Annotated in this window: 24 protein-coding genes; 22 read left to right on the forward strand and 2 right to left on the reverse strand. The window is 31.6% G+C overall.

Going from position 1 to position 25,995, the window contains the following annotated elements; translation table 11 throughout:
• Nucleotides 1-43 precede the first annotated feature (43 nt).
• A complete protein-coding gene (locus tag ACXAHM_RS08745) occupies nt 44-775 on the reverse strand; it encodes an SDR family oxidoreductase (RefSeq protein WP_474960046.1) in 732 nt (243 codons plus the stop codon).
• Complete coding sequence (locus ACXAHM_RS08750) at nt 775-1,389, reverse strand: NADPH-dependent F420 reductase (protein WP_474960047.1); 615 nt, start codon at nt 1,387-1,389, stop codon at nt 775-777. The genes ACXAHM_RS08745 and ACXAHM_RS08750 overlap by 1 nt, the downstream gene beginning before the upstream one ends.
• 237 nt (nt 1,390-1,626) lie before the next feature.
• Here ACXAHM_RS08750 and ACXAHM_RS08755 point away from each other — a divergent pair, with 237 nt between their 5' ends.
• The 22 genes from ACXAHM_RS08755 (at nt 1,627) to ACXAHM_RS08860 (ending at nt 25,846) form a co-directional block, all read left to right on the forward strand.
• Nucleotides 1,627-2,601: an alpha/beta hydrolase gene (locus ACXAHM_RS08755; protein ID WP_474960048.1), complete on the forward strand. Its 975-nt coding sequence runs from the start codon at nt 1,627-1,629 to the stop codon at nt 2,599-2,601.
• A gap of 101 nt (nt 2,602-2,702) precedes the next feature.
• Nucleotides 2,703-3,389 carry a DUF4241 domain-containing protein gene (locus tag ACXAHM_RS08760; RefSeq protein ID WP_474960049.1) on the forward strand — a complete coding sequence of 229 codons (687 nt, stop codon included), beginning with the start codon at nt 2,703-2,705 and terminating at the stop codon, nt 3,387-3,389.
• 72 nt (nt 3,390-3,461) lie between these two features.
• Complete coding sequence (locus tag ACXAHM_RS08765) at nt 3,462-4,289, forward strand: DUF4261 domain-containing protein (RefSeq protein WP_474960050.1); 828 nt, start codon at nt 3,462-3,464, stop codon at nt 4,287-4,289.
• Nucleotides 4,290-4,462: 173 nt separating this feature from the next.
• On the forward strand, nt 4,463-5,335 hold the full coding sequence (locus tag ACXAHM_RS08770; RefSeq protein ID WP_474960051.1) for a DUF2167 domain-containing protein: 873 nt from the start codon (nt 4,463-4,465) through the stop codon (nt 5,333-5,335).
• Nucleotides 5,336-5,672: 337 nt separating this feature from the next.
• Nucleotides 5,673-7,079 carry a sialate O-acetylesterase gene (locus tag ACXAHM_RS08775; protein ID WP_474960052.1) on the forward strand — a complete coding sequence of 469 codons (1,407 nt, stop codon included), beginning with the start codon at nt 5,673-5,675 and terminating at the stop codon, nt 7,077-7,079.
• Between the two features lie 115 nt (nt 7,080-7,194).
• Nucleotides 7,195-7,989: a metal-dependent hydrolase gene (locus ACXAHM_RS08780; RefSeq protein WP_474960053.1), complete on the forward strand. Its 795-nt coding sequence runs from the start codon at nt 7,195-7,197 to the stop codon at nt 7,987-7,989.
• Nucleotides 7,990-8,062: 73 nt separating this feature from the next.
• Complete coding sequence (locus ACXAHM_RS08785) at nt 8,063-8,827, forward strand: GNAT family N-acetyltransferase (protein WP_474960054.1); 765 nt, start codon at nt 8,063-8,065, stop codon at nt 8,825-8,827.
• Nucleotides 8,828-9,016: 189 nt separating this feature from the next.
• Nucleotides 9,017-9,958, forward strand: coding sequence for a DNA-processing protein DprA (locus ACXAHM_RS08790; protein WP_474960055.1), 942 nt, complete (start codon nt 9,017-9,019; stop codon nt 9,956-9,958).
• A gap of 190 nt (nt 9,959-10,148) precedes the next feature.
• Nucleotides 10,149-11,216: an SMP-30/gluconolactonase/LRE family protein gene (locus tag ACXAHM_RS08795; RefSeq protein ID WP_474960056.1), complete on the forward strand. Its 1,068-nt coding sequence runs from the start codon at nt 10,149-10,151 to the stop codon at nt 11,214-11,216.
• 85 nt (nt 11,217-11,301) lie between these two features.
• Nucleotides 11,302-11,697, forward strand: coding sequence for a (deoxy)nucleoside triphosphate pyrophosphohydrolase (locus ACXAHM_RS08800; RefSeq protein ID WP_474960057.1), 396 nt, complete (start codon nt 11,302-11,304; stop codon nt 11,695-11,697).
• 180 nt (nt 11,698-11,877) lie between these two features.
• Nucleotides 11,878-12,315 carry a hypothetical protein gene (locus ACXAHM_RS08805; RefSeq protein ID WP_474960058.1) on the forward strand — a complete coding sequence of 146 codons (438 nt, stop codon included), beginning with the start codon at nt 11,878-11,880 and terminating at the stop codon, nt 12,313-12,315.
• Nucleotides 12,316-12,709: 394 nt separating this feature from the next.
• Nucleotides 12,710-13,774 carry a ribosome small subunit-dependent GTPase A gene (gene rsgA, locus ACXAHM_RS08810; protein ID WP_474960059.1) on the forward strand — a complete coding sequence of 355 codons (1,065 nt, stop codon included), beginning with the start codon at nt 12,710-12,712 and terminating at the stop codon, nt 13,772-13,774.
• A gap of 212 nt (nt 13,775-13,986) precedes the next feature.
• Nucleotides 13,987-15,198, forward strand: coding sequence for an exonuclease SbcCD subunit D C-terminal domain-containing protein (locus ACXAHM_RS08815; protein ID WP_474960060.1), 1,212 nt, complete (start codon nt 13,987-13,989; stop codon nt 15,196-15,198).
• Nucleotides 15,199-15,200: 2 nt separating this feature from the next.
• Nucleotides 15,201-15,758 (forward strand): hypothetical protein, encoded by a 558-nt coding sequence (locus ACXAHM_RS08820; RefSeq protein ID WP_474960061.1) that lies wholly within the window; start codon nt 15,201-15,203, stop codon nt 15,756-15,758.
• Between the two features lie 356 nt (nt 15,759-16,114).
• Entirely contained in the window at nt 16,115-17,641 is a 1,527-nt protein-coding gene (locus ACXAHM_RS08825; protein ID WP_474960062.1) for a sulfatase family protein, read from the forward strand.
• 385 nt (nt 17,642-18,026) lie between these two features.
• Nucleotides 18,027-19,196: a DUF4291 domain-containing protein gene (locus ACXAHM_RS08830; protein WP_474960063.1), complete on the forward strand. Its 1,170-nt coding sequence runs from the start codon at nt 18,027-18,029 to the stop codon at nt 19,194-19,196.
• 57 nt (nt 19,197-19,253) lie between these two features.
• Entirely contained in the window at nt 19,254-20,312 is a 1,059-nt protein-coding gene (locus tag ACXAHM_RS08835) for a hypothetical protein (protein ID WP_474960064.1), read from the forward strand.
• 82 nt (nt 20,313-20,394) lie between these two features.
• Nucleotides 20,395-21,015 carry a hypothetical protein gene (locus ACXAHM_RS08840; protein ID WP_474960065.1) on the forward strand — a complete coding sequence of 207 codons (621 nt, stop codon included), beginning with the start codon at nt 20,395-20,397 and terminating at the stop codon, nt 21,013-21,015.
• Nucleotides 21,016-21,212: 197 nt separating this feature from the next.
• Complete coding sequence (locus ACXAHM_RS08845; protein WP_474960066.1) at nt 21,213-22,343, forward strand: Fic family protein; 1,131 nt, start codon at nt 21,213-21,215, stop codon at nt 22,341-22,343.
• Between the two features lie 338 nt (nt 22,344-22,681).
• A complete protein-coding gene (locus ACXAHM_RS08850) occupies nt 22,682-23,479 on the forward strand; it encodes a hypothetical protein (protein ID WP_474960067.1) in 798 nt (265 codons plus the stop codon).
• A gap of 583 nt (nt 23,480-24,062) precedes the next feature.
• Nucleotides 24,063-25,160, forward strand: coding sequence for a DUF695 domain-containing protein (locus ACXAHM_RS08855; protein ID WP_474960068.1), 1,098 nt, complete (start codon nt 24,063-24,065; stop codon nt 25,158-25,160).
• Between the two features lie 461 nt (nt 25,161-25,621).
• Entirely contained in the window at nt 25,622-25,846 is a 225-nt protein-coding gene (locus ACXAHM_RS08860; protein ID WP_474960069.1) for a hypothetical protein, read from the forward strand.
• Nucleotides 25,847-25,995 lie beyond the last annotated feature (149 nt).

Here is a 25,995-nt window from a genome sequence, read left to right on the forward strand (position 1 = left end):
AAGTGCATTGATCAACCTTTTATTTTATTAGAAATAAGAGAATTTACCAAGGATGAATTGTTCCATCAAAATTGAAAAATTTTCCAGAATCAGCAATTTCAATTTTAGAAATTACATTATCATATACATTCTCAACAGATTGTTCTGGCGTGAAATCGGCTTCACTTCCCCCCATATCCGTTTTTACCCAGCCGGGATTGATGTTTACGGTAATGATCCCTTGATCAACAATTTCCATTGCTAAACTTTTATTCAAAACATTCAACAGGTTTTTACTAGATACATATCCATAATGCCCACCAAATTTCATATTTGTAACGCTAGAAAGCCAGCTAGAAACATTGATAACTTTCGGCTTTTCAGCTTTTAATAATAAAGGTTTGAAATGTTTTACCATCATCAATGGAGCAAGGCTATTGACACGATAAACTTGCAACATTTCATCAAAATCGAGATGATCAATATTAAAGGCTTTAGCCATTCTTTCTTTATCTTGATAATCTTTAGGGTTGACACCTGCATTATTGATTAACAGATCCAATTGACCAAATTTATCAGCAACCCATTTTGCAGCGTTAGCGATACTTTCTTCAGAAGAAACATCCAATACTAAAGGATATGCATCAATATTTTCTGTTTTAAGAAGCTCACATGCATTTTCAGCGTCTGTTTCTTTTCTTGATGAAACGATGATAGAGTAACCTTTTTGACCAAGGACTTTACACCATCCGAGACCTAGTCCTTTGTGACCTCCAGTGATTAATGCAATTTTCATTATCTTTTTATAATTTTAAAGGCCATGTTTCTTCCTTCACCTTGCATGAAGGCAATATTAATCCATGATAAAGCAAATTGTTCTAATAATCCAGCTTTGTCATCTCCACCAAAATTATAGCATTTTTCAAATCCAGCATCTAGTGCAAGCTGTGTTGCTATTTCTTTTCCTTTTTCAGAACTACCAGCCACAAACATGTCAATCCCTTTCCCGTCATAAATTGGGTCTTTCATATTTTCAAAACCTGTTGTGTTGAAACATTTAACAACCTCAGCACCTTTGGCTAAAGCTTTAAAAGCCTCAAATGAATTATTATATCCTTCAGGTCTCGTTGAAATAGAGTTCATGGCATCAATAATGACTTTCCCATTGGTGTCTCCCATTGCTTTAACGATAGATGCTGTAAATTGAGGGCCAGCAGCAACAATAACTACTTCAGCTTTAGCAACTGCATCAGGAATACTGTGAGCTGTGGTGTTTTGATTGTCTAATAATTGTTTGCCTTTAAAATTGTTAGTGTCTCTAACCCCTAATAAAATAGAGTGACCTTTTGAAGAGAAATTAGTAGCTAAAGCGCCACCAACATTACCTGTACCGATAATAGCAATATTCATAATTGTTTTTTATGTTAATAAATGGGCAATTTATTCTATATAAATTATGCATATGTTTTCGTTTTACCAAGGTTTAAAAATTAAATTTGCAGGCAATGTTACTCATCTATAAGTATGCAACTAACTTTTTGGAAAAAGGGGTAATTTTGATAAAATTGGTTATACTAGATTTTGTATATAACGGAAAGGCCTATCACAATCTAGTAGAATTTAAAATAAAATACTTCCAATCTTTCAATGAGAACTAAACTACGTATTTTTTTATTCTTACTTTTAATGTTGTTTTTAAGCATGAATGTGGTGTCTTATTTTCATGCTTATCAGTTTACTCATTTTTCAAAAAATAATACCTATAAAACAGGATCAGCATCACGTTTAACTTTTGGAGAAAAATTAATCACGGTTCTTGCAGGTGTCAATACACCTAAACCTAAGAATACAATACAACCTCACCAACCCTATGAAGTTGTCAAAATTAATAGTAACAAACGATTGGAATGTTGGTATGTCAAAAAAGCAAATGCTTTAGACACCATCCTTCTTTTCCATGGATATGGCAGTAATAAATCTGCTTTAGTAGATCAAGCAGAAGAATTTTATCTTATGGGCTATTCTACATTGATGGTAGATTTTATGGGTTCTGGAGGTTCTGAAGGTTATCGAACAACTATCGGATACTTTGAAGCAGAAGAAGTGAGGTCTTGTGTAAATTATATTAGAAATAAAGGGGAAGAAAATATAATTCTCTTTGGTAGTTCTATGGGTGCTGTTTCTATTTTGAGAGCTGTAGGAGAGCTAAATGTTTCACCCAATGCAATCATTATTGAATGTCCTTTTGGTAACATGTATACCACTGTGAAAACAAGATTTGAAATCATGAAAATCCCCAACTTCCCTCTTGCTGGAATGCTCACTTTTTGGGGAGGAGTACAAAATAATTTTTGGGCCTTTGATCATAATCCCATTGACTATGCAAAAGGAGTTTCTTGCCCCACATTATTAATGTATGGAGAAAAAGATCCTAAGGTGAGTAGAGAAGAAATAGATGCAATTTTTCTGAATATAAATGGAGAGAAACTGTTGAAAACTTTTGCTTTGGCAGGGCATGAAAATTATCTCCATCATTCTAAACAAGAATGGATAGATGAGGTCACTACATTTCTTTATTCATTGCAAAATAATCCCAAGGCGGAAACTAAATTGGTACATTAATTTGTCATTTATAGAAAAAATAAACAAATCGTTAGCTTAAAAATAGATCCTTTAGTACTTTGGTAATACCAATTACACTCATTTTTTAATTAAGTTATATAATGACTGAACAATATACTACAGACGAGCAAACTATTGCAATTGATTCCTCTGACTTTATCAATCTTAGAGAATCAAGAAAATACAAGGAATTTTTAACAGGTTTGGTTCGCCTTACCTCAGGTGAAGTGGTTATTACAGATCCATTACGTCTTTTTACATTAAAAGCATTAGAAAGAAAATTAGCACCACGTCCTTATCCAGTTTACCTTTACTTTCATGAAACGCAACACGGTTTTAAGCCTTGTTATGCTATGTTGGAAGTAAAAAAAGGTACTCCTGTGAAATGGGAAGTCGCTAACTTTGCCACTAGTACAGGGCATAAGGCAAATTTTAAAATTAATGGTAAATTTCCTGTAGAAAGTAACCTTTTAAGTTTATCTGATCTTCTAACAATTAAACAATACCAAGCTGAAAGGGACGCATTTTTTAATGAACACGAAGGCGGTAATTTTTATGATGATTATTTAGAAGCACTATTTAATAAAAATGGCAATAATCCTCGTAGATCAAGTTCAGAAGGAGATTGGTTGGACTACTTTGTGAAAGGCGGAAATACCAATGTTATAATGTTTTCTTCTGGAATTGCGAATGGATTATTTCCCGCCTATTGGGGATTAGATGCTCATGGTGAAGTCAATCAGTTAGTGATCGATTTTGAAGTTGGAAAACATACTTCAGAAGCATAGCTCTATTTTTCATAAAACAAACCTTGTCAGTTTAGTGTACTACAATATACAATACAAATAACTTCATATATTATGGGACTTTTTGATTTCCTCAAGAGAAAGAAAAAAACAGAAGCTGAAAATACTGTCACAAAGAATACTTCTAGTGCTCCTGAATCAGAGAATAAATCTGTATTAGGAATGGTTTTATTGAATGATCCAAATTCATTAGATATCAACCAAGTAATAGTAGAGTTAAAAGAACATTGGAGTTTAACTTTAGGTGAAACGAAAACGAATAACGAAACTTCTTTTTTAACTGTAGATGGCTACGGTGTGGTGATCGCCACAATGCCTATGCCGATTCCTGGAGATGAAGTGAAATCAGCAGCCTCTTTCAACTATTTTTGGCAGAATGCAGAACAAGAAGCAACCGCTCATAAAGGTCATGTAATTATTTCAATTATTGGTGGAGGAGATCAACCTGTCAAAGAAAATATTTTATTTTCAAAGGTGGCATCAGCCATAATGAATAATAGTGATTCCATAGGATTATATATGGGAAGCCGTACTCTGGTATTGGAAAAGAATTTCTATGAAGCCAATGTACATATGATGAATGAAGAAAATTTACCACTATATATATGGGTCTACTTTGGTTTACATAAAGCTAATGGTAAAAACTCATGTTACACGTTTGGTTTGAAAGCTTTCGGTAAACAAGAGATGGAAATTGTAGATTCTGATAAAAGTCTTGAGGACTTAAACCAAATGATGTACGGAATGGCAAGTTATGTTGTTAGTTATGATATAAACCTTAAACCAGGAGAAACAATCGGTATTTCAGCAGAACAAAAATTAAAGATAACAGAGTCGAAAGGTAGGCTACTAGAAGGCAATACTTTAAAGATTGAATATTAATTGATTGTATAATAGAGTGGTTCAAAGTAATTAAATTTTGGACCATTTTTTTACCTATATACTAAGTATAACAACTTGTATTATTTTATTCTAAAGAAAAAAAATGCAAATTTGCAGAGCAAAGCAAACTAAAAAATAATATTATTTAAACTAAACATAACTTTTTTATTAAAATGAAAACAGTTTTACAAACTATTGTATTATCACTTTTTTGTGTGACTAATATTTTTGCCAATGAGGTAGAACTTGATAGTGTTCAACTAATGATTAATCAAATTGAAGCATCTTTAGATTACAAACAAGGTGTGATAGAATTTGAAGAAGCTAATGCTCAAATCAATGTTCCTGAAGGATTTAGTTTCCTTGACAAAGAACAATCTCAATATGTACTTTCTGACCTTTGGGGTAATCCAAAAGATGAAGACATCTTAGGTATGTTAGTGCCAACAGGAAAAGGTGTTTTAGGTGATTCTAGCTGGGCATATACGATTACATTCGACGAAATGGGTTATGTTTCAGATGAAGATGCTCAAGACATTGATTATGATGAACTTTTGGCTGAACAACAAGCCGAAACACGTGAAGGTAATGCATACAGAGTACAGGAAGGATATGAAGAAATTGAATTAATTGGTTGGGCTTCAGCGCCATATTATGATGCTGATCGTAAAGTATTACACTGGGCAAGAGAATTAGAATTTGGAGGAGACCCGAACCACACATTAAATTATAACCTTAGAGTTTTAGGTCGTAAAGGTGTCTTTATGATCAATGCTATTGCTTCAATGCCTGAATTAGGTGAAGTAAACAAGAGTATTGATGGTGTACTTAGTAGTGTTACTTTTGATCAAGGATTCCAATATGCAGACTTCTCACCTGAAGTTGATAATGTTGCAGCTTGGACTGTTGGTGGATTAGTAGCTGGTAAAGTACTTGCGAAAACAGGTATTTTTGCTGTATTAGCAAAATTTGCAAAATTCATCTTTATTGGTATTGCAGCAGTTGGTAGTTTCATTGTGAAATTATTCAAGAAAAGTGACGATTAATCTTTAGGTTAGTCAACTACTAATACTATAAAAAGGTATACGCTGAATTTAATTCTCGTATACCTTTTTTATTTCTTTCGTATTGCCTTAATTATCCTATTTTCAGTATTTTATGATATTTGCGGTCGATTTTTGCGGGCCATTTTTTACTTGCATTTATCCATTGAAAAATTTGTTTTTTAAGAGATTTTATAATAATCTTGTTAGTAACAATTCAACTTTAATTTAACCATAACAGTAACTATTGTTAGAAGCGACTCATCTGCTAGTATATTACTTTACAGAACTTCAAAATACTTAACTTCTACAACTATCTACTGTTAATGTTACCAACGCGATGAAAAAGCAGTTATTACTTATTGTACTATTAATTTTATGCTCTATTACTTCTTTTGCCCTCTCGGTTAGTAATCTATTTTCAAATAATATGGTTCTTCAACAAGAATCAGAAATATCAATTTGGGGGTGGGGTAAACCTGGTCAAAAAATAGAGATCACTCCATCATGGGGTAATTCGGTTACTACCATAATTGGTGATAATAAAAACTGGAAAGTTACTTTGGTTACACCCGAAGGTAGCTTTAATAAATATGTTATATCCATAGAATCAGGAGAAGAAGTCCTTATTTTGGATAACATTATGATTGGTGAAGTTTGGCTGGCCGTTGGCCAAACCAATATCACAGATACTTTCTCTGAGTATATTAATCCTCCAAAGGAAGTTTATGGAAGACATACTTTTCCTGATATCAGAGTAATGACCGTGAAAAATAACAATAAAGGTTTTGTGCATGAAGATATAAATGGAAAATGGTTGGAAGTAAATCAGGCAACACTTGGTCGTATTAGCGAACTGAGTTACTATTTTGCATTTAATCTTAATGAAAAATTAAATGTTCCTGTTGGTGTAGTAGTACAAGATTGGGGAGAAGAACCAATTGATAGCTGGTACAAAGAATCTGTATTAGAAGCTGAAAAGAAATTTATTTCTCATGTGGATGAAGGTGTAGACAATAAACCTTTTACAACACACCACAGTGCTATTGCACATCATGCATTAATGTATCAATATAGAGACTACAAATTTGCAGGTATACTATGGTCTCATGGAAAAGAACAGCCTAACAAGAAAGGAGATTACAAAAAGCAAATGACCAAATTGATTCATCATATGAGAGATCAATTTGGTCAAGTACCTTTTTATTATGTTCAAATTGCACCTTATAAGTACAAAAAAATGACGCACGGTGCAAAAATTAGAGATCAACAGCGACAACTATTACATATCAAAAAAACGGCAATGGTTGTAACAAGTGATATTAGTGATGTTTATGATTTATATGCTGAAATAAAAGATATCATTGGTATTCGTCTTTCTAAATTAGCTTTAAAGAAACACTATAAAGTGATCGAAAATGAAACAGTAGAATCTCCTAAATTAGATCGTATCATCAAAGATGGTAAGAAAGTATATGTTTACTTTAAACATAATGAAGGTCTAAATTTTGCAGACGGCGATCAAGGTGATTTTGAAATATGTGGAGAGGATCTCGAATTCCAGACAGTTACCGCTAAAGTAGAAAAAGGTATAGTTATTCTAGATTTAGATAAGATCAAAAAACCTAAATATGTTCGATTTGGATGGAATAGTAGGGCAGTACCTCTATTGGTCAATGAATCGGGATTGCCTGCATCTTGTTTCTCGAAACAAAAAATAATCGATAAAAAAGCGAAAGCATTATAATAAATAAAACACAATAGACAATACGCTATTGTGTTTTTTTTCTTTTATAAGTGGATATTGAAATATTCTAAGATTCATTACTTAACTTACAGACTGAAAAGTAAACTAAAAAGGAATGGATATTATTTCACATACACTTACAGGTACTGCCGTTGGAACAGTCGCTGCAAGTGTTTCCAAAGGTGATTGGAAAACAAAAACGCTTATCATTTTGATAGGAAGTATTGGAGGTGCACTTCCTGATTTAGATGCAATTTCTTATTGGTCTAAGTTTGATACAACTTTTGGAGTGTTGTTCAATCTACAAAATAGTGGTAGAGTAATTTATTCTTCAAAATTCTGGTATTCTCATCATGCTGCACTACATTCTATACTATCACCTCTGTTGATTCTTACTCTATTTAGTATTGGGTGGATGATAAAAAATAAATCAGTTTATCTTTTCAAAAAACAATCTTCTTTTCCTTTATTTTATCTTGCTTTTTTCTTTGGCTATCTAGGGCATTTATTAGAAGATATGCCGACTCCTGCTAGTGCTTGGGGTGGCGTAAATCTATTTTTTCCAAGTACTCAATACATTGGTGGTTTTGGAAATATATGGTGGTGGAATAATTATGATTTGGTATTGATCATTCTATCTGTCATAATCATCAACATACTACTTAATCTATTACCAAAAAAATGGATGCCTCATAAATTTAGGTGGACTAGTTTGGTGTTTAGCTTAGGTGTTATGCTATTTATTTACCAAATAATGACTAGGCCTGTAAATTTTGCCTACACAAAGTCCAATGCAACTAATTATGCTAAGTTTGAGCAACAATCAAAAGAGGTGCAACGCTCAATCTTAGGAAATAAAATCTATAGTTTCATGGAAAGTATGGATAATGCAATCCCTTTAATGTTTTAAAGTTGACTCCTAACAAATCTATTCTTTTTTGATTCGCAACATAGAAAAAGCTAACATTGTGAAAAAAAAGAAAATGATACAAGAAATAGATAAAAACTTCTCATTACACGCTGCTCATCTTCCAAGTTTCTGTAACATTATGCAGGTATTAGAAGAAGAAGGCCTTTCCTACATAGATAGTGGTCTTAAAGCAGACACATTTAATGTGATTCATATTGATGATCCCAAAAAGTTAACCAAAGAGGGCTTAGATAAAGCACTGAAATTTTATGACAATAGACTTCGAGAATCATGTATTTGGATTGCAGAAAATAATCTGACAGATGAGGTTAAGTCCATTTTCAATACATTAGAAGTGCTTGAGGCAGGAGTTAATAAAGGTTTTACCGCTAAAATCGATCAATTGACTTCAGGTGCTTATGATGAAATTACGTTAGTCAAAAATAGACAAGATATTATTGATAATGCATTTGTCATTGCTAATAATTGGGATCCTTTTGATGTGAATGTACTTCACTATTATAATAATGTTCACCAAACTATTTTAGAGAGAAAAGATACAATTCTATTGAATTATCATGAAGATGGAGTAGTAGTGGGTGTGATTGAGTTATTTGTGGATTTCTCATCAAAAACTGCAGGTATCTACAACTTATCCGTCATGATAGAAAATAGAAATCAAGGTATCGGTCAAAAATTGATTGAACAAGCAATTACTTTTGCAAAGATGTTGGAAGTGGAAACAGTTGTAACACAAGCCTCAGAAGATTCTGAAAACTTATTTAGAAAAGTAGGTTTCACTGAGGACGGTAAAATCTATGAGTTTACAAAAAAATAAAAGCATCCCGAAGATCGAGATGCTTTTAGTCGGAAATAATTCCAACTAGTTTTTTTATATAGGTGACTAACCTATGATTCTTTACCCATGTGCAATATAATACCTTTTTTTTATTAGTTCATAGAAAAAAGTAAAAAAAACGCCTTAATATTACATTATTAATGAAAGTAAATTAACATTCTTAGAAAAATGATAGAATATCTTGTTTTGTCAATATTAAATATCAAAGGATTTGGACCAAAATTCCTTTTTCGTTCTGCAGAAATCATCCAAAAAGAAAGTTTGGAGAGTACAACTGTACGAGAGGCGATAACAAATATATTTGAACAGACGAAACGAATTAATAAAGTGACGTTGGAGGATATTGAAAAAGGAATTGCTTCAGCAGAAACAATTATAGAAAATTGTAAGAAGTATGAGATACAGCCGATTTCTTTTTTAAATGAAAATTATCCTGCAGCAATAAAGGAAGTTAGTGAGTTATGGCCTATTTTATATGTTATTGGCAATGTGACTTTACTAAATGAATATACTGTTGGGATTATTGGTTCAAAAACTCCAGATAAACATGGTCAGATTATCAGTCAAAAACTAGCTGAATTTACTGACGAAGAAGAAATTGTATCTGCTGTCATGCATCAGCAAGGGGTAGGTAATATATTTAAGGAAGTAAAAGATAGCTTTTTAATTGAGGTCGTTTCTTCAGGCATAGATCAGGTATACTTGCCTTCTAATGACATCTATCATTCTAATTTAGAATGTGTTATTTCTCCTTTTCCACCTGAAACTATTTTTGATGAATATAAATACATCGAAGCCTCAAAAGTATTGGCAAGTTTATCCAATAGAGTGATTTTAGTTCAGGATAAACCTTCTGATGATTCTCGTTTTGTAATTAGTTATTTTGCCAGATCAAAAAGAGTTCTAGGAATAATAAAACCTATCGATTCAGCTTTGAAATATCCAATTAATGCAGGAAATGTACTCTTAATCAATTCAGGAAAAGAAGGAATAATAGAATATTGCAGAGCGAAAGATGTTAATGAGAAAAGTGTGGTCTGTGATATTAATATAATTACATCAAAAAGTGATTATCCTCAATTTTTTAAAGAGGATGAATTGCCTTTTTGATATTTTATTTTGAAATCATACATGTATATAAAATAATACTTTTTAAGTATTGTACTTTTCAATACTTTAGTATTGCCGAGATTAAATAATTATTAATTATTCTAAACTTATATCATTTCTGAAATGGTAATTTTAAGATTTACTTTTAGTTTTTTAGCTTTGTTTTCACAAACGATACTAAATTTAATAGATGAAAAATAAAATAACTCTGCTAAGTATTGTATTGACTGCTACATTGATGTGGGGATGTCAATCACAATCTTCTCATGACAATCAAAAAAAAGATGTTGACCCACTTACACTCATTGCCTCATCTGAAAATCAATGGACAGGTATTGCGGTGAGCAAAAACAAAAGAATATTTGTCAATTATCCAGCTTGGTCGGATAGAATCCCTATGTCTGTTGCTGAAATTGTAAATGGGAAAGCAGTACCGTATCCTTCAGAAATGTGGAACGCGTCTACGGGTGCTTCTTCATTTCACGCTGTACAAAGTGTAGTTTGTGATGGTAAAAACAGACTTTGGGTTTTAGATACGAATAATAAACAATTTAAAGGTGTAAAGCACGGAGGTCCCGTTTTATACGCTTTTGATTTGAGTGAAAATAAATTAATTCGTTCTTATAATTTCCCAGAAGAAAATTTCTTTCAGGACTCTTATTACAATGATGTGAGAATTGATATCGAAAGAGATATTGCTTACATCACTGATTCAGGACACGGAGGAATTATTGTATTGGATATTGATAATGGTGAATCTCGTCGTTTATTGACAGGAAATAAAAGTGTCAATGCTGAAGTGGATCACTTAGTATGTGATGGCTACAAATGGGAAAATGTAATTGCTTCTGACGGTATTGCTTTAACACCTGATAATGCTTATTTATATTACATTGCTCTTTCGTCACATTCATTATATAGAATTAAAACAGACGTACTGCTCAATAAAGACCTTTCTACTCAACAAGTAGAAGATGCTGTTGAAAAGTTAGCAGAAATTCCAGCGACAGATGGAATGTTGTTTGATAGACAAGGAAACCTATGGCTTGGAGGTTTAGAGTCTAATGGAATAAATGTTTATACTAAAGAGGGAAAACTTGTCCATCTTTTGAAAGATGACAGGATACGTTGGGCAGATTCTTTTGCGAAGAATTTACATCGAGAAATTTTCTTTACAACTTCACAAATTCATCTTCCAGAAGGAAAAAGAGGGAAATATGAAATTTATAAAGTTTCAATGTCTCTATTAGATGAATAAAAGTAATATTTTAAATAGAAATGCTGAATTGATACTATTCGATTCAGCATTTTTATTTACAATTTAATATTAAACTAAAAAGAATATGCTAACTGTTGTAGCAGGTGTGATTTTAAACAAGGATCAAGAAATATTTATAGCAAAGCGTCCTTTACACAAATCTCAAGGAGGATTATGGGAATTTCCAGGAGGGAAAGTAGAATTAGGGGAAACACATCAAACTTCATTGCGTCGAGAATTAATAGAAGAACTAACCATAGAGGTTGAAATAGGTAATTTTATTGCTTCTAATAAACATACATATGATGACTTTTGTATAGACATTCATGCTTATTTTGCAACAATCTTAAAAGGGAATTTACAATTAAACGAACATCTCGAACAATGTTGGGTACAAGTAGAAAATTTATTGGATTATTCATTAGCTCCAGCTGATATTCCTTTGGCGGAAAAAGTTATTTCAATTTTAAGTAAGGATTAATTATTTAACACTTTTCTAGTTTCTTTAAATTGTTAAATATTTGCTAATCATTTTTCTTCTAACTACATTTGATTATTGATTAAGCCTAAACAAATAAATTCTGTACTTTTGACCCGATTTATAAATATACTATCAATCATTGTGTCCATGTTTTTAATGAATGCATGTGCATATGTAGACATGAGTGTGTCGCCACGAAATATAGTGGTTGAATATGCCTCAGATGATTTGATTTCCATATTTCATCAACACGTTGAAAGGTTTATTGCGGAAGCAGAAAAACATAATTATACTTTTCGTAATAGAAGAGTGAAGATCATGTGGGATAGTTCATTGGCCACACATGTACATGGACAATCTAATGTAATGCGTGACATCAAAATTAATCCTAAGAGCAAGAAGTTAGGTATTGTACATATGGAATGTCAACTGATTGTACATGAGCTATTTCATTCCTTATGTCAAGATTTTAGAGGGGATATACATGATAAAAAAGAATTTATTGAAGGAACATATTATTTTACTTCCTTAATGGTTTCAAGTAGTACAAGGTATAATTTCCCTTCATTAGAAGAAGAAGAATTGTGGGATAAATATTACGATAGATTATTCCAATAAAAATATATCATTGAGCATAAAATGTGCTTATCTATACTAAAACAAGTTCGACAATTCTCTCGTCGACTTGTAAGACACTAACATTCGTTTAACTTATATTCACCTATAGTTTTAGAGTTTGCTTATCAATTGATTCGCAAACTCTTTTTTATAGTCTAAATGTTAATAAATTTATTGAAATTTGTTTTACTGCTTTATTCATGACACATTTGTAAAGTATGACAAAAAGAAACACATATAGCTTACCTGTGGTGTACTTGATCTCGGCATAGACCGGCAGGTACAACTTTTCTTACCACAACTTGTGTTGGGTACTTCCTAAGAGTACCTGTCGGTTTTCTATATCTGAATATTAGATACATTAAATCAAAAAATCATACAAATAATTAAGACATTGAAAAATATAACATTAGAACAATTAGGTTTTAATTCTTCACTTGAATCAGCACATCCAGACATTACTAGAGATGAATGGGCAAGAGTGATAACAGAGCATAAAGAACGCTATATCGTCCAAAATGAAAAGGGCATTTTTGATGCTGAAATCATGGGACATTTACGTTTTACGGCTGAAGAAAGAAGTGATTTTCCCATGACAGGAGATTGGGTAAAGATTATGCCTTTTGATGAAGAAAAAGCATTAATACAAGAAGTTCTTCACAGAAATAACAGTATCAAACGTCAAGCAATTGGTAGAAGTGGAGAGGTGCAATATATCGCCTCAAATATTGATTTTGCCTTTATCGTGACTTCAGCCAATCGTGATTTTAATCTTAATAGAATAGAAAGGTATGTAGTCTTGTGTTATGATGCAGGAATTACGCCTATTCTTATATTAAGTAAAGCGGATTTAATAGATCAAGAGACGTTGCAGGACTATCAACTTTCTCTAGCAGAAAGATTTCCTGAATTAGATTTGATGGTTACTAAGTTGAATGATACTGAAGGTGTGCATCTTTTACGTTCCATGATAAAATCAGGAAAAACATATTGTTTCCTAGGATCTTCTGGCGTTGGAAAATCTACTTTAGTCAATCTGCTTTTAGGTACGGAACAAATGTTGACATTAGAGATTGGATCAGGGACGAATAGAGGGAAACATACCACTACACATCGTGAATTAATCCTTTTGCCAAATGAAGGTATACTTATCGATAATCCAGGAATGAGAGAGGTAGGTATTGCTTCTTCATCTGAAGCATTAGAAGATACATTTCCATTGATTCAAGAATATGCTGAAGATTGTAAATTTGGAGATTGTACACATCAACATGAAAAAGGTTGTGCTGTCATCGAAGCCGTTGAAGAAGGAATTATTTCAGAAGAAGCTTTGGAAAATTACCATAAATTGAATCGAGAACAAGAACACTTTTCAAGTTCTGAGGCAGAAAGACGAAGAAAAGATAAATCATTTTCTAAAATGGTAAAACAAGTCGTAAGCCATAAAAAACGATTTTAATTGCCAAAGAATATAATAAAGCTAGTAACGGTTTTTTTACTGTTACTAGCTTATTTTATTATAAAAAGTCTTAGAAAAAGAGTGCTAAATGTTCATCTTTCAGTTTTAAATGTCTAAAGTTATTACTGTGAGAGAAGATTAGAATAGAAACGACAAAAAAAGTTTTCTAAGAGCGTTTTTTTGTTCATATTCACTATAAATTAAAGTGCATCATGAAAATACTACATACAGCAGACTTACATATTGGAAATCGCCTTCACGAACAGTCCCAGATAGAGGAACAAGGTTTAACACTTGATTGGATGGTTGATTTGATTCATAAAGAAAAAATAGATGTAGTATTAATTTCAGGTGATGTGTTTGATACGCCTCAACCTTCTGGTTCTAGCCTAAAACTGTATTATAAATTCCTCACAGATTTAGTTAAGACGGATTGTAAACATATTGTGATTACAGGTGGAAATCATGATAGTGCTTCTGGATTAAATGCACCAAAAGATATTTTGACATTTCTAAATATCAATGTTGTCGGAAAGGTTTCTGAAGATATCAATGATGAGATTTTTGGTTTTGAAATAGATGGACAAAAATTGGTGGTCGCCGCTGTGCCTTATTTGAGAGATCAAGATATTCGGAAAGCAACTTCTGGAGCCACTTTTGAAAATCTTCAAGATCGATATAAAACGGCTTTAATTGAACATTATCAAAAAGCAAGTGAGGCATGTGAAGCACTGTCAGATGATAAGACACTTGTTATCGGTTTAGGACATTTGTTTGCTATTGGAGGAGAGACATCTACGTCTGAAAGTGAGCGTTCTGTTTTTGCCGGAGGCTTGGGTGATATTGGTGCAGATGATTTTCCAAAGATATTTGATTATGTTGCATTAGGACACCTTCATAGAGCACAAAAAGTGAAATATGATCATATTCGATATTCTGGCTCCCCTTATATGCTTAGTTTCAGTGAGATAAAACATCACAAAGAAGTGGTGATTATTGACACCAAAGAAAAAGAAATTAAGATCAATCGGGTAGATGTTCCTGTATACAGAACAATTACGAAAGTAAAAGGTAACCTTGATTATTGCCTTTTAGAACTCGAAAAAATAAGTAAGGGAGAGCATCAATTGACGCCATGGGTAGAGGTGCTGATTACAGATGCTAAACTAGATGAAAATCCGATTTATCATATCTATAATTTTATTGATGAATTAACCATTGAAGTACTAAAAATTGGTGTCGAAAATAAGATGTCATTACAAGAGGTAGAGCGTACTACTGAGATAAGAGAATTAGCAGAAATAACGCCTGAAGAGACCTTTCAAGAATTATGTGAATTGAAAGGATTAAATTTAACAGAAGATCCAACCATAAGTGATGCGTTTCATGAAATTTTAAATGTGGTAAAACATAAAGAGGACTAGTCATGAAAAATAAAGACTTGATTTTCCCCTACAAACAAAGTAAAACTAAAATTGAACTCCCTTATTTTTCAGAAGTGATTTATAGCCTGTTTTTACTTTTATCTTTATTTGTTGGATATAGATATTCCTTTATTATTGGAGCTTTCTTTTTATTCTTTCCTACCTTATTTTATGTAATTTCAAAAGCCATTGATGATACACATGTAGTAGGAGTTTGTATTGGTGAAACGGAGGTGATCTTTGCTCATGATTTTACAGGAAATAACATCTTAAAAGTAACCTTTGAGAATGTAAAAGAAGTGATGTTTCAGGAACGATATTTTTATGATGTGCATTTCATGAAGGAATTTTCAAAGTTTAATTTGATCATTAAAATTTATGATAAAACTGATTTAAAATACAAAGATCTTTCTTTTGGAGAATATGATCAGGAAGATGATTTTTTATTGATTATTCAAAGTTTCAAAAAAGCAGGTTTTACCGTTAAAAAGAAGAAAAAAAAGGTAAGTGACTTTAGTCGGTATTCAAAGACGCTTTCAGTAGAAGAAAAGGAATTTTAATCCATAAATCACCTCAAATATTGATTTTCGACGTCTATTAATTTGTTGCAAGTAGAGATAATTAATGAATAACTATTTCTGATAAAATCATTCAAAACCCTGTTTTTAGGCCTTTTAGTAAAGAATATTTTTTTCTAAGGGGTAATTTTTTGCAAATACAGGGGGGAGAATTATTATAGGTTTGAATTCAATGAAAAAAAAATGACTTTCGATACTGTAATTACTGCACTCAAAAATAAAGTGGTTGTAATATAAAGATTGAATTGGTGTGTGACTACCCTTTTTAAGAACGTCTTTATTCAACGTATCAAATGAAATGCTGGAGTGAATTTTACTTCAGAAAAATAATACTTACCATGAGAAAATCATTTTTTATTCTTCTTAGCTTACTAGCTTTTCAGGCTTGTAAAACTAAACAAAGTGTTTCTTCCACAGAGGTAGAACAACAAAAAAAACCAAACATTATTTTCCTATTTGCTGATGACCAATGTTTTGAAACTACAGCGGCAAATGGCAATACAGAAATCAGAACTCCACACTTAGATAAACTTGCCAAAAGTGGTGTAAATTTTTCACATGCCTACAATATGGGCGCATGGACTTCAGCAGTTTGCCAAGCGAGTAGAACGATGCTAAATACTGGCCGTTTTGTTTGGAACGCGAATAAGTTGAGTGATGAAAATTATAAGCAATTAGTAGAAGACAGACAGATGTGGTCGCAGATGATGGAGGATGCCGGCTATGAGACTTACATGTCTGGAAAATGGCACGTAAAAGTTCCTTCTGGAAAAGTCTTTAATCATGTGCAACACGAACGTCCAGGTATGCCAAAAGATGCTTGGGTATTTACAAAACATACTTACGAAATCAGAGATGCAGTAGCAGCCGGAAAAGACTTCCAACATTTAATGCCCAATGGCTACGCTAGGCCAAAAGATAAAAACGATAAATCTTGGTTGCCTTGGGACAGAACAAAAGGCGGCTATTGGGAAGGTGGAAAACACTGGAGTGAAGTCTTAGCTGACGATGCTATTGCGTTTATTGATGCTGCAAAAAATAAGGAAAACCCATACTTTATGTATTTAGCCTTTAATGCAGGGCATGATCCAAGACAATCACCCAAAGAGTATGTAGATATATATCCTGTTGAAAACATTTCTACTCCAAAATCTTTCCAGCCAGAATATCCAAACAAAGTAGAAATCGGATGTGGTCCTTCGGTTAGAGACGAAGCGTTAGCTCCCTTTCCAAGAACAGAATATTCTGTAAAAGTACACAAGCAAGAATACTACGCGATTCTTTCTCATATGGATGCTCAAATCGGGCGTATCATCCAGCATCTAAAAGAAACAAACCAATTAGAAAATACTTACATCTTCTACACTGCAGATCATGGTTTAGCGATGGGTAAACATGGTTTGTTAGGCAAACAAAACTTGTATGATCATTCCGTTCGAGTACCATTATATGTGATTGGACCGAACATCCCTCAAGATAAAAAATTGGATATGGATGTTTATTTACAAGATGTGATGGCTTCAACATTGGATTTAGCCAACTATGAAAAGCCAGAGTATGTAGAATTCAATAGCTTAATGCCATTGATCGAGGGTACAAAAGAAAAGTCATATGATGCTATCTATGGTGCTTATTTAACTGATTTACAAAGAATGATCAGAACGGATGATTACAAATTATTGATCTATCCTAAGATTAAAAAGATGTACATGTTCGATTTGAAAAAAGACAAAGAAGAAATGGTCAATCTTGCAGACCTTCCAGAATACCAAGAAAAAAAAGCAGAGCTTTTTGCGAAACTTGTAAAGTTGCAAAAAGAAATGAATGATCCATTAGACCTTCAAGCTATATTTACGGAGATTTAAAAAGTCAAATATATATTCAAAGAAAAGCTAGCAATGACCACAGAAATTGCTAGCTTTTTTGTGTTTAGCCCATTTTTCTGGCGTCTACTATTAGGTATAAGTGAAATTGTTTAGCAAATATTACTCTTTACTTATTAAATAGAAGAAAATTGAATTAGATGAAACAATACCATAATATACTCATGTAAGTACTAAAATTGTTGATGAGATAATTTGTAATACAACTAAAAATAATTATTTATCATATAGGTATTTTAATACGTAAATGATAACTTTGATTCTATTGAATAAATGCCATGGCATAATAATGAGAAAATCTATGTTATTGTACCATTGTGTTTATTTAATGTTATGTGGAAAAATGCTTTCAATCAATGAAAAGAAGATGAAAAAACGAGAATCTGATTTACAAGAAATTAAGAGGATAATCTCAGCAAAAGACTCTAATGCGGTAGAAGAATCAGGATACAGTCTCATTTACGATTACCCAAGAGATAATGAAATTTTGACCTTAATGTGTGAAATTTTTGAATCAGACTGGCATACAAGACATGAGGATCTAGCAAGAAGTTTCCAGTATTCTAAAAACCCAATTACGGCTAAATCATTATATAAAGTTGCTTTCTCAAATTTTGAGTATTGTAGTTGGGATGATGAATACCCACTTCAAAGAAAGTGTACTTGGGCACTTGCAGATATAGGTACAGAAGAAGCTAAAGTGTATTTAGAAGACATTGCAGATAAAGCAAATGAAATAATTTCAAGTTTTGCAAAGAAAAGGTTAGATAATTGGGAAAAAGAACTGCAAAGAAAAGGGCAAGTGTTAAGAGCTGTATCTCGTAGAGCATTTCATATTCCACTTGAAAAGTATGTTATATCACAACAAATATTACCCAAATACGGACAACAAATTTTGGGTAATAAACTTATTCATAGATCATATGTGAGTAATCATAATACAGGTAAATTAGAAGAAGAATTTGAAGAGTATATTGTTGTTTATCAGGCTTATAAATCAAGTATTGCTGATTATGCTGTTGAAAATCAAACTTTTGGAGGAAAAGAATTCAGCTTTACAAGAATGAGCTGGATTAAGCCAAATTTTTTATGGATGATGTATAGGAGTGGTTGGGCTGAAAAAGAGAATCAAGAAAGGATCCTAGCGATTTGGATAGAAAAAGATGATTTTAAAAAAATTTTGCAAAAATCAGTATTCTCTTCATTTAAAAAAGAAATCTATTCAACCGAAGAACAGTGGCGTAAAGAATTAGAACTAAAAAACGTCAGACTTCAGTGGGATCCAGACCATGATTACTTAGGGAAAAAATTAGATAGAAGAGCAATTCAACTAGGATTAAAGGGAAAAGAGCTTGAAGATTTTGCTAATCACAAAATTGTCTGCATTGAGGATATTACAGATTTTGTGAGAGAACAAAAAGAGCATATTGATTCTGGGAATATAGAAAATCTACTAATACCCAAAGAAAGAATAATTCCAATTATGAATTTGGAAATTGAAAGACAAATTGGAATAAAACCACATAACAATATGTAAAAATGCATTAAAACGTATTTTACATAGATCGTAGTGTGACATGAAATATGAAAATATATGAGAAAAATAATTGTTTCAATTTTAATTATAGTGGTTGCCGGATGCACAATTACTGTGCAAACACTCAACAAGAAAAAAGATTCACAGAATCTCAACAAAGAGTCCGAACTTTCTAATTTTGCTAACCAGTATTTTTGGATGAATTTTCATGGTGGTAATTATCATAAGATTGATAGTATCCTCTATTATTTAGGAGCAGCTTACAGTGAAAACCCAAATAATCTTGAAACAGTCACTCACCTTGGCTTTACTCATATCTGGGCATTAAGCGAACGTCAAAATTTAGACACAATTCCTCCAACTATCGTAGACCATGCAACCCTTGCTTTAAAGTATTTTGGAGAATCTTATAGACTTAATCCTAATGATCCAAGAGTACTTGGCTTTTTGGCTGATTTAAAAATGACAGTAGCAGATATTTCACAAGACAAAAAACTTTCAACTCAGGGCTATTTTGATGGAAAAAAGTCAATCCATAAATGGAAAGAGTTTAACTATTTTACGATTGGATATGTTTTAAGTCAACTGCATGAGGATACATGGCAGTTTCAAAAAGGTCTAGAGTGGCAATGGAAAACACTTGATGAATGTTATTGCGAAAAGTTTGACAGGGAAAACCCAGAGATTCAGAAATACCTTCCAATGGAGAAAAGTGAAGAAAACTTAAAAAGAAAACGTGCATGTTGGAATAGTTGGATTGCCCCGCATAATGTTGAAGGTTTTTATTTAAACATGGGAGATATGTTAGTTAAATCTGGGGATTGGAAAAAGGGCATTCAAATTTATGACCTAGCCAAGCAAATACCACAATATGAAAGCTGGGACTATAAAGAAACTCTTGAAAAGCGAATAGAGAATGCTGAAATGAACGTTACAAAATTTAGACAGCCTTTAGTAAATGGGAAAAAATATTCCGTTGACAATGTTATGCTAATTAATTCCTCTATTTCATGTATGTCATGTCATAAGAAGAGCAATCAGGATATGGAATTCTACAAAGATTTTAAATGGAAGAAATACAAAGAAGACAAAAATGTTTATTGGATGAGAAAATAACGCCACGCAACAGTGTATATGAAATCATAGCACCCTGCGGGATACAAGCACAATGTACAATAACCGTTAGTACCAATTAATAATGAAAATAAAAAACATCATATATCCTTTAGGATTTTTACTAATACTTAGCTGTGGTGAAAAGCGGACAAAAATTGAAAATGCTGAATATACTAACTTCTCAGATTTGACTAATATCGAATATCCAGTTATGAAATTATTTGACAATTATACAAGCTTTCCGGTTTCAATAACGAATGGTGATTTTTCAGACTATAACTCAATTCTATTTTTGACTGAAAGTGCTAATGTGGTTCCGATTGAAAGAGAGAATTTAAAAAAACTACTGCCGAAAACAGAATTTGAAGAACTGATTACAAATAGATGTGAACAGAGAACAGACAGTTTAATTTGTTCCAAAGAATACTTTGCATATGGAAGAATAGTTAAACCTAACTACATTCTACTTGAATATGGAATAAGAGAATATGGAGACTGGGGAAGACATTATGTTTTTGAATTCAGAACCTACAAGCCAAATGGAGAAATGATTTCTAAGATTAATTTTGCCAAGTGGAGTGATAAAGATAATGAATTTTATGAAGGGAAATTATTGGAAGGAATGAACATCGAATTGGTAAAAAACGAACAGATAATTGCGAAATACCAAATTGACGAAAATGGAAAAATTAAAAAAAGGTGATAACATTATATATAAATTCATAGCCCCCTAACGAGATGCTACGCTTTATATATTAACCGTAACCGTTAAGTTTACATCAAAGTCTATTTCAACAATCTTATTAAACTTACTCATGCGGAGATTATCACCTTAAAATCCGCATAAATTAATGAGAATATTTTAATTGCGGAGAATAACTATTATTTTTACCGTAAATTATGCGGACTTTAGTTATGTACATACACGAAAGACAAGATTGGACTGATTTCAAATGGAACTCAAAAAAAGTTTTACTTAAACTTAGTGAAACAAGAAATTTACAAGGCAAACTTCTTGGACGCATGGAATCTCTAGGTTTTGATATCCAAAAAGAAGCTATGTTAAGTACATTGACTCTTGAGATTATTAAATCGTCTGAGATTGAAGGTGAAATATTAGAACAACAACAAGTACGTTCATCTATTGCTAGAAGACTTGGAATTGATATTGCTGGAGCTGTAAACTCTGAAAGGCATATTGATGGAATCGTTGAAATGATGTTAGATGCAACCCAAAAATATGATACACCTTTAACAAAAGAAAGACTATTTGGTTGGCATTCCGCTCTATTTCCAACAGGTTGGAGTAATATGTATAAAATTGTAGTTGCAGATTGGAGAAAAGACTCAAGAGGTCCAATGCAAGTAGTATCAGGTTCTATCGGAAATGAAACTATCCATTATGAAGCTCCAAGTGCTGATAGAGTAAACAAAGAAATGGATAAACTTCTCCTCTGGATTGAAAATGAAAAAGAGACAGATCCGGTCTTAATGGCAGCTATTGTACATTTATGGTTTGTCACAATACATCCATTTGAAGATGGTAATGGAAGAATTACTAGAGCTATTACCGATATGATTTTAGCTAGATCTGATAATAGCGTAAAAAGGTTTTATAGTATGTCTGCTCAAATAAAGGAAGAGAGAGATGCGTATTATGAGATTTTAGAAAAAACCCAAAAAGGGTCTTCAGATATCACAGATTGGATAATATGGTTTTTAGATTGTCTAAAAAATTCATTTGACAGTACCTATATTTCATTAAATAAAGTATTACAGAAAGCTGAGTTCTGGAAGTTACATTCACAAACTATTATGAATGTAAGACAGAAAAAAATGGTTAATAGATTATTGGATGGGTTTACTGGTAAATTAACGACCACAAAGTGGGGTAAAATTTGTAAATGTTCTCAAGATACTGCTTTGAGAGATATACAAGATTTAATAAAAAAAGGAATCATGTTGAAAGAATCAAGTGGTGGACGTAGTACTAGTTATGTTATAAATTATTCACCAAACGATAATAATTAGGCCTTAGTTTGGCTTGATCTAAAAATTAAGCCCTAGGTGAACAATGGCGGTGTAGCCATGAAATGCAGATTTGTAGGAGAAAATTAGGATTGACTTTTCGATTACTCGGAAGGTCTTTATTTGAATTATTTTTTAATATCCCTCACTAAATTTGATTTGCAAAAACTTTTGAATTTTGCATTACAATTTCACAATATCTATCTTACATTGTCTTCCAACTATTCTTTAGTAAACTAATTTTTTATGATAAGTTGGAGGTATTTTTTTACTAATGAGAATAATGCCATAATGGTATTTACAGAATTAGATCAAATGTAGTATTTATGATATTCACCAAAATGAATTATACACTTCTGACAACATTACTTTTTATCGTATTTAGCTGTAATAAACAAACGACAAATAAAGAAGATACAATTAAATCTCTTGTTCACAAGATCGATAGTTTATCCTCAAATCATCAGTATGATAAAACTTATGAATTATTGGTGAATAGACTTTATGAAATGGATTCTACTAATATTTATGGAATAAAATGTAAAATAAATATTGAATACAATAATGGAAATGATAGTTTAACGGTACAACTTTTTCAAAAATTATCAAAGTCAATCCCAAAGTCATCTTACTATCATCTTTTTTATGTATTGAGTCTCGAAAGAATGGGATATCAAGATTCATCGAATAAACATTATGAATATCTATTAGAGAATATTTCAGATTCTCTTAATCAAAAACCATTCAATAAATATGAACTTCTTACCATTTTATATGGTAAAGATTCGGCAATGAATGAGTTTAAGAAAGTACCAATATCAGATTCTTACAAATACTTATTCATTAAGAATAGTATTGAAAATTATTCAAATTTAGGTATGCATGATTTACTCTCTTTTCCAGATACAGTATATATTCCTGATGAGTATTATGTTATAATCCCTGACTCACTTTATACTACAGGAAAACTAAATAGTATGAATAAATTATATTCGTATTTTGTTAAAAAAGGGATTAATATTTACCATGTAGGAACAGATACACGAAATCATGCTTTCAAATTTAGATCAAAACCAATATATAAAAATAAAATAATGAATATTAGTAGTTTAAGCATTCAACAAATAAATAATTTATAGCATTGTTGAGTTCATATTTTTCTTAGTTTAGGAACTGTTCATTAAATAGGCAATGAATATTATAACCACTTTTTTTGATAAAATAATTAAAATGAGAACATTATTTTTGTGCTAACACTGACTTTAATTTACAGTTGTGCCAATCGGAATATTAAATATGATCGAAACAAAATATTAAAAGAATATTCAGTTGACTATAAAGTATTTGTAGTTAATGAAAAGGTTCATTTAGAGACGTTATATCTTAATAAAGACAATATTGCAAGTGTCAGAATTTATAAACAAAAGAAAGAACTCAAAATTACTCAACGAAAATCGACTGAAATTTTAGAACTCAAAAACTTAAATTTGGACAGCTTATACACTGGTCAAAGAAGTTAGGATAAAAAGAAAATTGGTTTGATAATTATTGACGGTATTCCTTTAAATGACAATTTAAAAGAGATAACTAAAATTGATTCAAATTCAATTCAATCTTTAGAAATTCTTTCTTCGGAAAAAATGAATAATAATACTACCTTTTGCAGAAGATTTGATGGAGATGTATTGTTAATTACAACAAAATAATAAGAGGGCTAATAGAATGGAGTTCATTAAAAATTTTTTTAGAACAAAAGAACAACCTATCGAAACGAATTCAGATTTTTGGGATTGGTTCGTGAAATACGAAGAAGATTTTTTTGAGATTGTAAAATTGCATAATGATATTGAGAAAAGATTCTTTAATAAATTAACACCAAAACTTGATGAGTTAAAAGAAGATTTTTTCTTTCTAGCAGGAATGTATGATGATCATACTGCTGAATTAATAATTACACCTGATGGATCTGTTAAAAATGTAGTCTTCACAGAAGAACTTATTGATGCTGCTCCACAACTTGACAATTGGAGGTTTACAGCTTTAAAACCTGCCTCAGATATTGAAAATGTTGAAATTGGAATGGCTGGTTTGAAATTCAACAAAGATAATTTAAGTTTTTATCCTAATGAAGATGCAAGATTTCCCGATGACATTGATATCGTTATTGTACATACTGATTTAGATGATGAAAACAGATCTGACATAATTAACGGGACTTATATTTTCTTAGACAATTATTTAGGGGAATTAAATTTCATTGATATTATTGACAACTTGGATTTCCAAACAAAGAAGAATGCTACAAATGAATTAATTCCGATTAGGAAATTAAAAGACTACATCATCTGGAGACAAAAAGAATTTATTGAGAAATATGACGGAATAAGAATAAGTTCTGAATCGGATATATTTTCAGTTTTAAATGCGACACTAAAAAACGGAAGAAAACTAACGGCTACAATTAATACAGATTTGCTAGAATGGGATAGAAAAGCATCTCACCCTTGGATTTTAAGCATTGAAATTAAATATAATGGTGAATCAACGAATGGTATGCCCGATAAGGAAACTTATAAAAAGCTTGACGTAATGGAAGATAAGTTACATGAGGAATTAAAAGAAATAGATGGCAATTTATACATCGGTAGACAATCTGCTGACAATCTTAGAGAAATTTATTTTGCCTGTAAAGATTTTAGAAAATCTTCAAAGATAGCATATGCCTTTCAAGAAAAATACAAGGATTCTGAAGAGATAGTTTATGACCTTTACAAGGATAAATATTGGAAATCATTTAACCGATTTAATCTTAATTTATAATATTTAAACACAACTATACTTGCCAACATTTATGGTGTTTTACATTTTCAAAGTGACTAATTAAGCAAAACAAACAAACCAAGAAAAATTTATTAATCTTTATAACGGTTATTCTAATAGGTTATTTATCACTAAATATATTCTTAAGTAATCATAAAACATATACTAACCTTGTGATGATGGTAATAGTTATACAATGATGAAAGTTATAGTTCAACAAAGCCCTGTCCAAGATTTAAGCACTTTTGGAAAAATAGGATTTTTACTCTTATGGCTATCCTCTCTTGTCTTACCGGTGGTTGTGATTGGGATGTATTATATACTTATGCAGTACCTTAGAAAGGTAATTATGGATTAATACTATTGAGAAATTCTTATATGGTTAAATTTACAAACTGATAAGCATTTCAATTTTTAGAAACAAAATAGGAGTATTCTAATTTGAATAAATAATAAAAGCAATGAACATTAATGACCTTAAACAATTCATTATCGATAGAGGTTATCCATTTAATATGATCAATTTTAGTCATGAATATCCTAATGAAGCCTATTGTATTAGAGAAGCTAAAAAGGGCAAGTGGGAAGTATACTATTCTGAAAAAGGTCAAAAATCAGGTTTAGTCTCTTTTGAGAATGAAACAGAAGCATGTGAATATTTAAAAGAAATAATCTGTAATTCGTAAAGTTAAGATTGATGTTAGTAATTTATATCCAGAGTAATATAAATCAAGAATAGCTATATTAAACTCTTTGGAAAAAGTAAATGCTCCAATGCAAACATTCATAAGCGAGTTACAAACTGAAGCACAAAAACATTTTTAAAGAAAAAGCC

The sequence above is a fragment of the Flammeovirga sp. AWQ4_249 genome, from assembly GCF_056161045.1.

Excerpts from the sequence above, each read along its gene's own strand:
- ACXAHM_RS08745 (WP_474960046.1), bottom strand. The coding sequence starts at position 775 with ATGAAAATTGCATTAATCACTGGAGGTCACAAAGGACTAGGTCTCGGA.
- ACXAHM_RS08750 (WP_474960047.1), bottom strand. The coding sequence starts at position 1,389 with ATGAATATTGCTATTATCGGTACAGGTAATGTTGGTGGCGCTTTAGCT.
- ACXAHM_RS08755 (WP_474960048.1), top strand. The coding sequence starts at position 1,627 with ATGAGAACTAAACTACGTATTTTTTTATTCTTACTTTTAATGTTGTTT.
- ACXAHM_RS08760 (WP_474960049.1), top strand. The coding sequence starts at position 2,703 with ATGACTGAACAATATACTACAGACGAGCAAACTATTGCAATTGATTCC.
- ACXAHM_RS08765 (WP_474960050.1), top strand. The coding sequence starts at position 3,462 with ATGGGACTTTTTGATTTCCTCAAGAGAAAGAAAAAAACAGAAGCTGAA.
- ACXAHM_RS08770 (WP_474960051.1), top strand. The coding sequence starts at position 4,463 with ATGAAAACAGTTTTACAAACTATTGTATTATCACTTTTTTGTGTGACT.
- ACXAHM_RS08775 (WP_474960052.1), top strand. The coding sequence starts at position 5,673 with ATGAAAAAGCAGTTATTACTTATTGTACTATTAATTTTATGCTCTATT.
- ACXAHM_RS08780 (WP_474960053.1), top strand. The coding sequence starts at position 7,195 with ATGGATATTATTTCACATACACTTACAGGTACTGCCGTTGGAACAGTC.
- ACXAHM_RS08785 (WP_474960054.1), top strand. The coding sequence starts at position 8,063 with ATGATACAAGAAATAGATAAAAACTTCTCATTACACGCTGCTCATCTT.
- ACXAHM_RS08790 (WP_474960055.1), top strand. The coding sequence starts at position 9,017 with ATGATAGAATATCTTGTTTTGTCAATATTAAATATCAAAGGATTTGGA.
- ACXAHM_RS08795 (WP_474960056.1), top strand. The coding sequence starts at position 10,149 with ATGAAAAATAAAATAACTCTGCTAAGTATTGTATTGACTGCTACATTG.
- ACXAHM_RS08800 (WP_474960057.1), top strand. The coding sequence starts at position 11,302 with ATGCTAACTGTTGTAGCAGGTGTGATTTTAAACAAGGATCAAGAAATA.
- ACXAHM_RS08805 (WP_474960058.1), top strand. The coding sequence starts at position 11,878 with ATGAGTGTGTCGCCACGAAATATAGTGGTTGAATATGCCTCAGATGAT.
- ACXAHM_RS08815 (WP_474960060.1), top strand. The coding sequence starts at position 13,987 with ATGAAAATACTACATACAGCAGACTTACATATTGGAAATCGCCTTCAC.
- ACXAHM_RS08820 (WP_474960061.1), top strand. The coding sequence starts at position 15,201 with ATGAAAAATAAAGACTTGATTTTCCCCTACAAACAAAGTAAAACTAAA.
- ACXAHM_RS08825 (WP_474960062.1), top strand. The coding sequence starts at position 16,115 with ATGAGAAAATCATTTTTTATTCTTCTTAGCTTACTAGCTTTTCAGGCT.
- ACXAHM_RS08830 (WP_474960063.1), top strand. The coding sequence starts at position 18,027 with ATGAAAAAACGAGAATCTGATTTACAAGAAATTAAGAGGATAATCTCA.
- ACXAHM_RS08835 (WP_474960064.1), top strand. The coding sequence starts at position 19,254 with ATGAGAAAAATAATTGTTTCAATTTTAATTATAGTGGTTGCCGGATGC.
- ACXAHM_RS08840 (WP_474960065.1), top strand. The coding sequence starts at position 20,395 with ATGAAAATAAAAAACATCATATATCCTTTAGGATTTTTACTAATACTT.
- ACXAHM_RS08845 (WP_474960066.1), top strand. The coding sequence starts at position 21,213 with ATGCGGACTTTAGTTATGTACATACACGAAAGACAAGATTGGACTGAT.
- ACXAHM_RS08850 (WP_474960067.1), top strand. The coding sequence starts at position 22,682 with ATGAATTATACACTTCTGACAACATTACTTTTTATCGTATTTAGCTGT.
- ACXAHM_RS08855 (WP_474960068.1), top strand. The coding sequence starts at position 24,063 with ATGGAGTTCATTAAAAATTTTTTTAGAACAAAAGAACAACCTATCGAA.
- ACXAHM_RS08860 (WP_474960069.1), top strand. The coding sequence starts at position 25,622 with ATGAACATTAATGACCTTAAACAATTCATTATCGATAGAGGTTATCCA.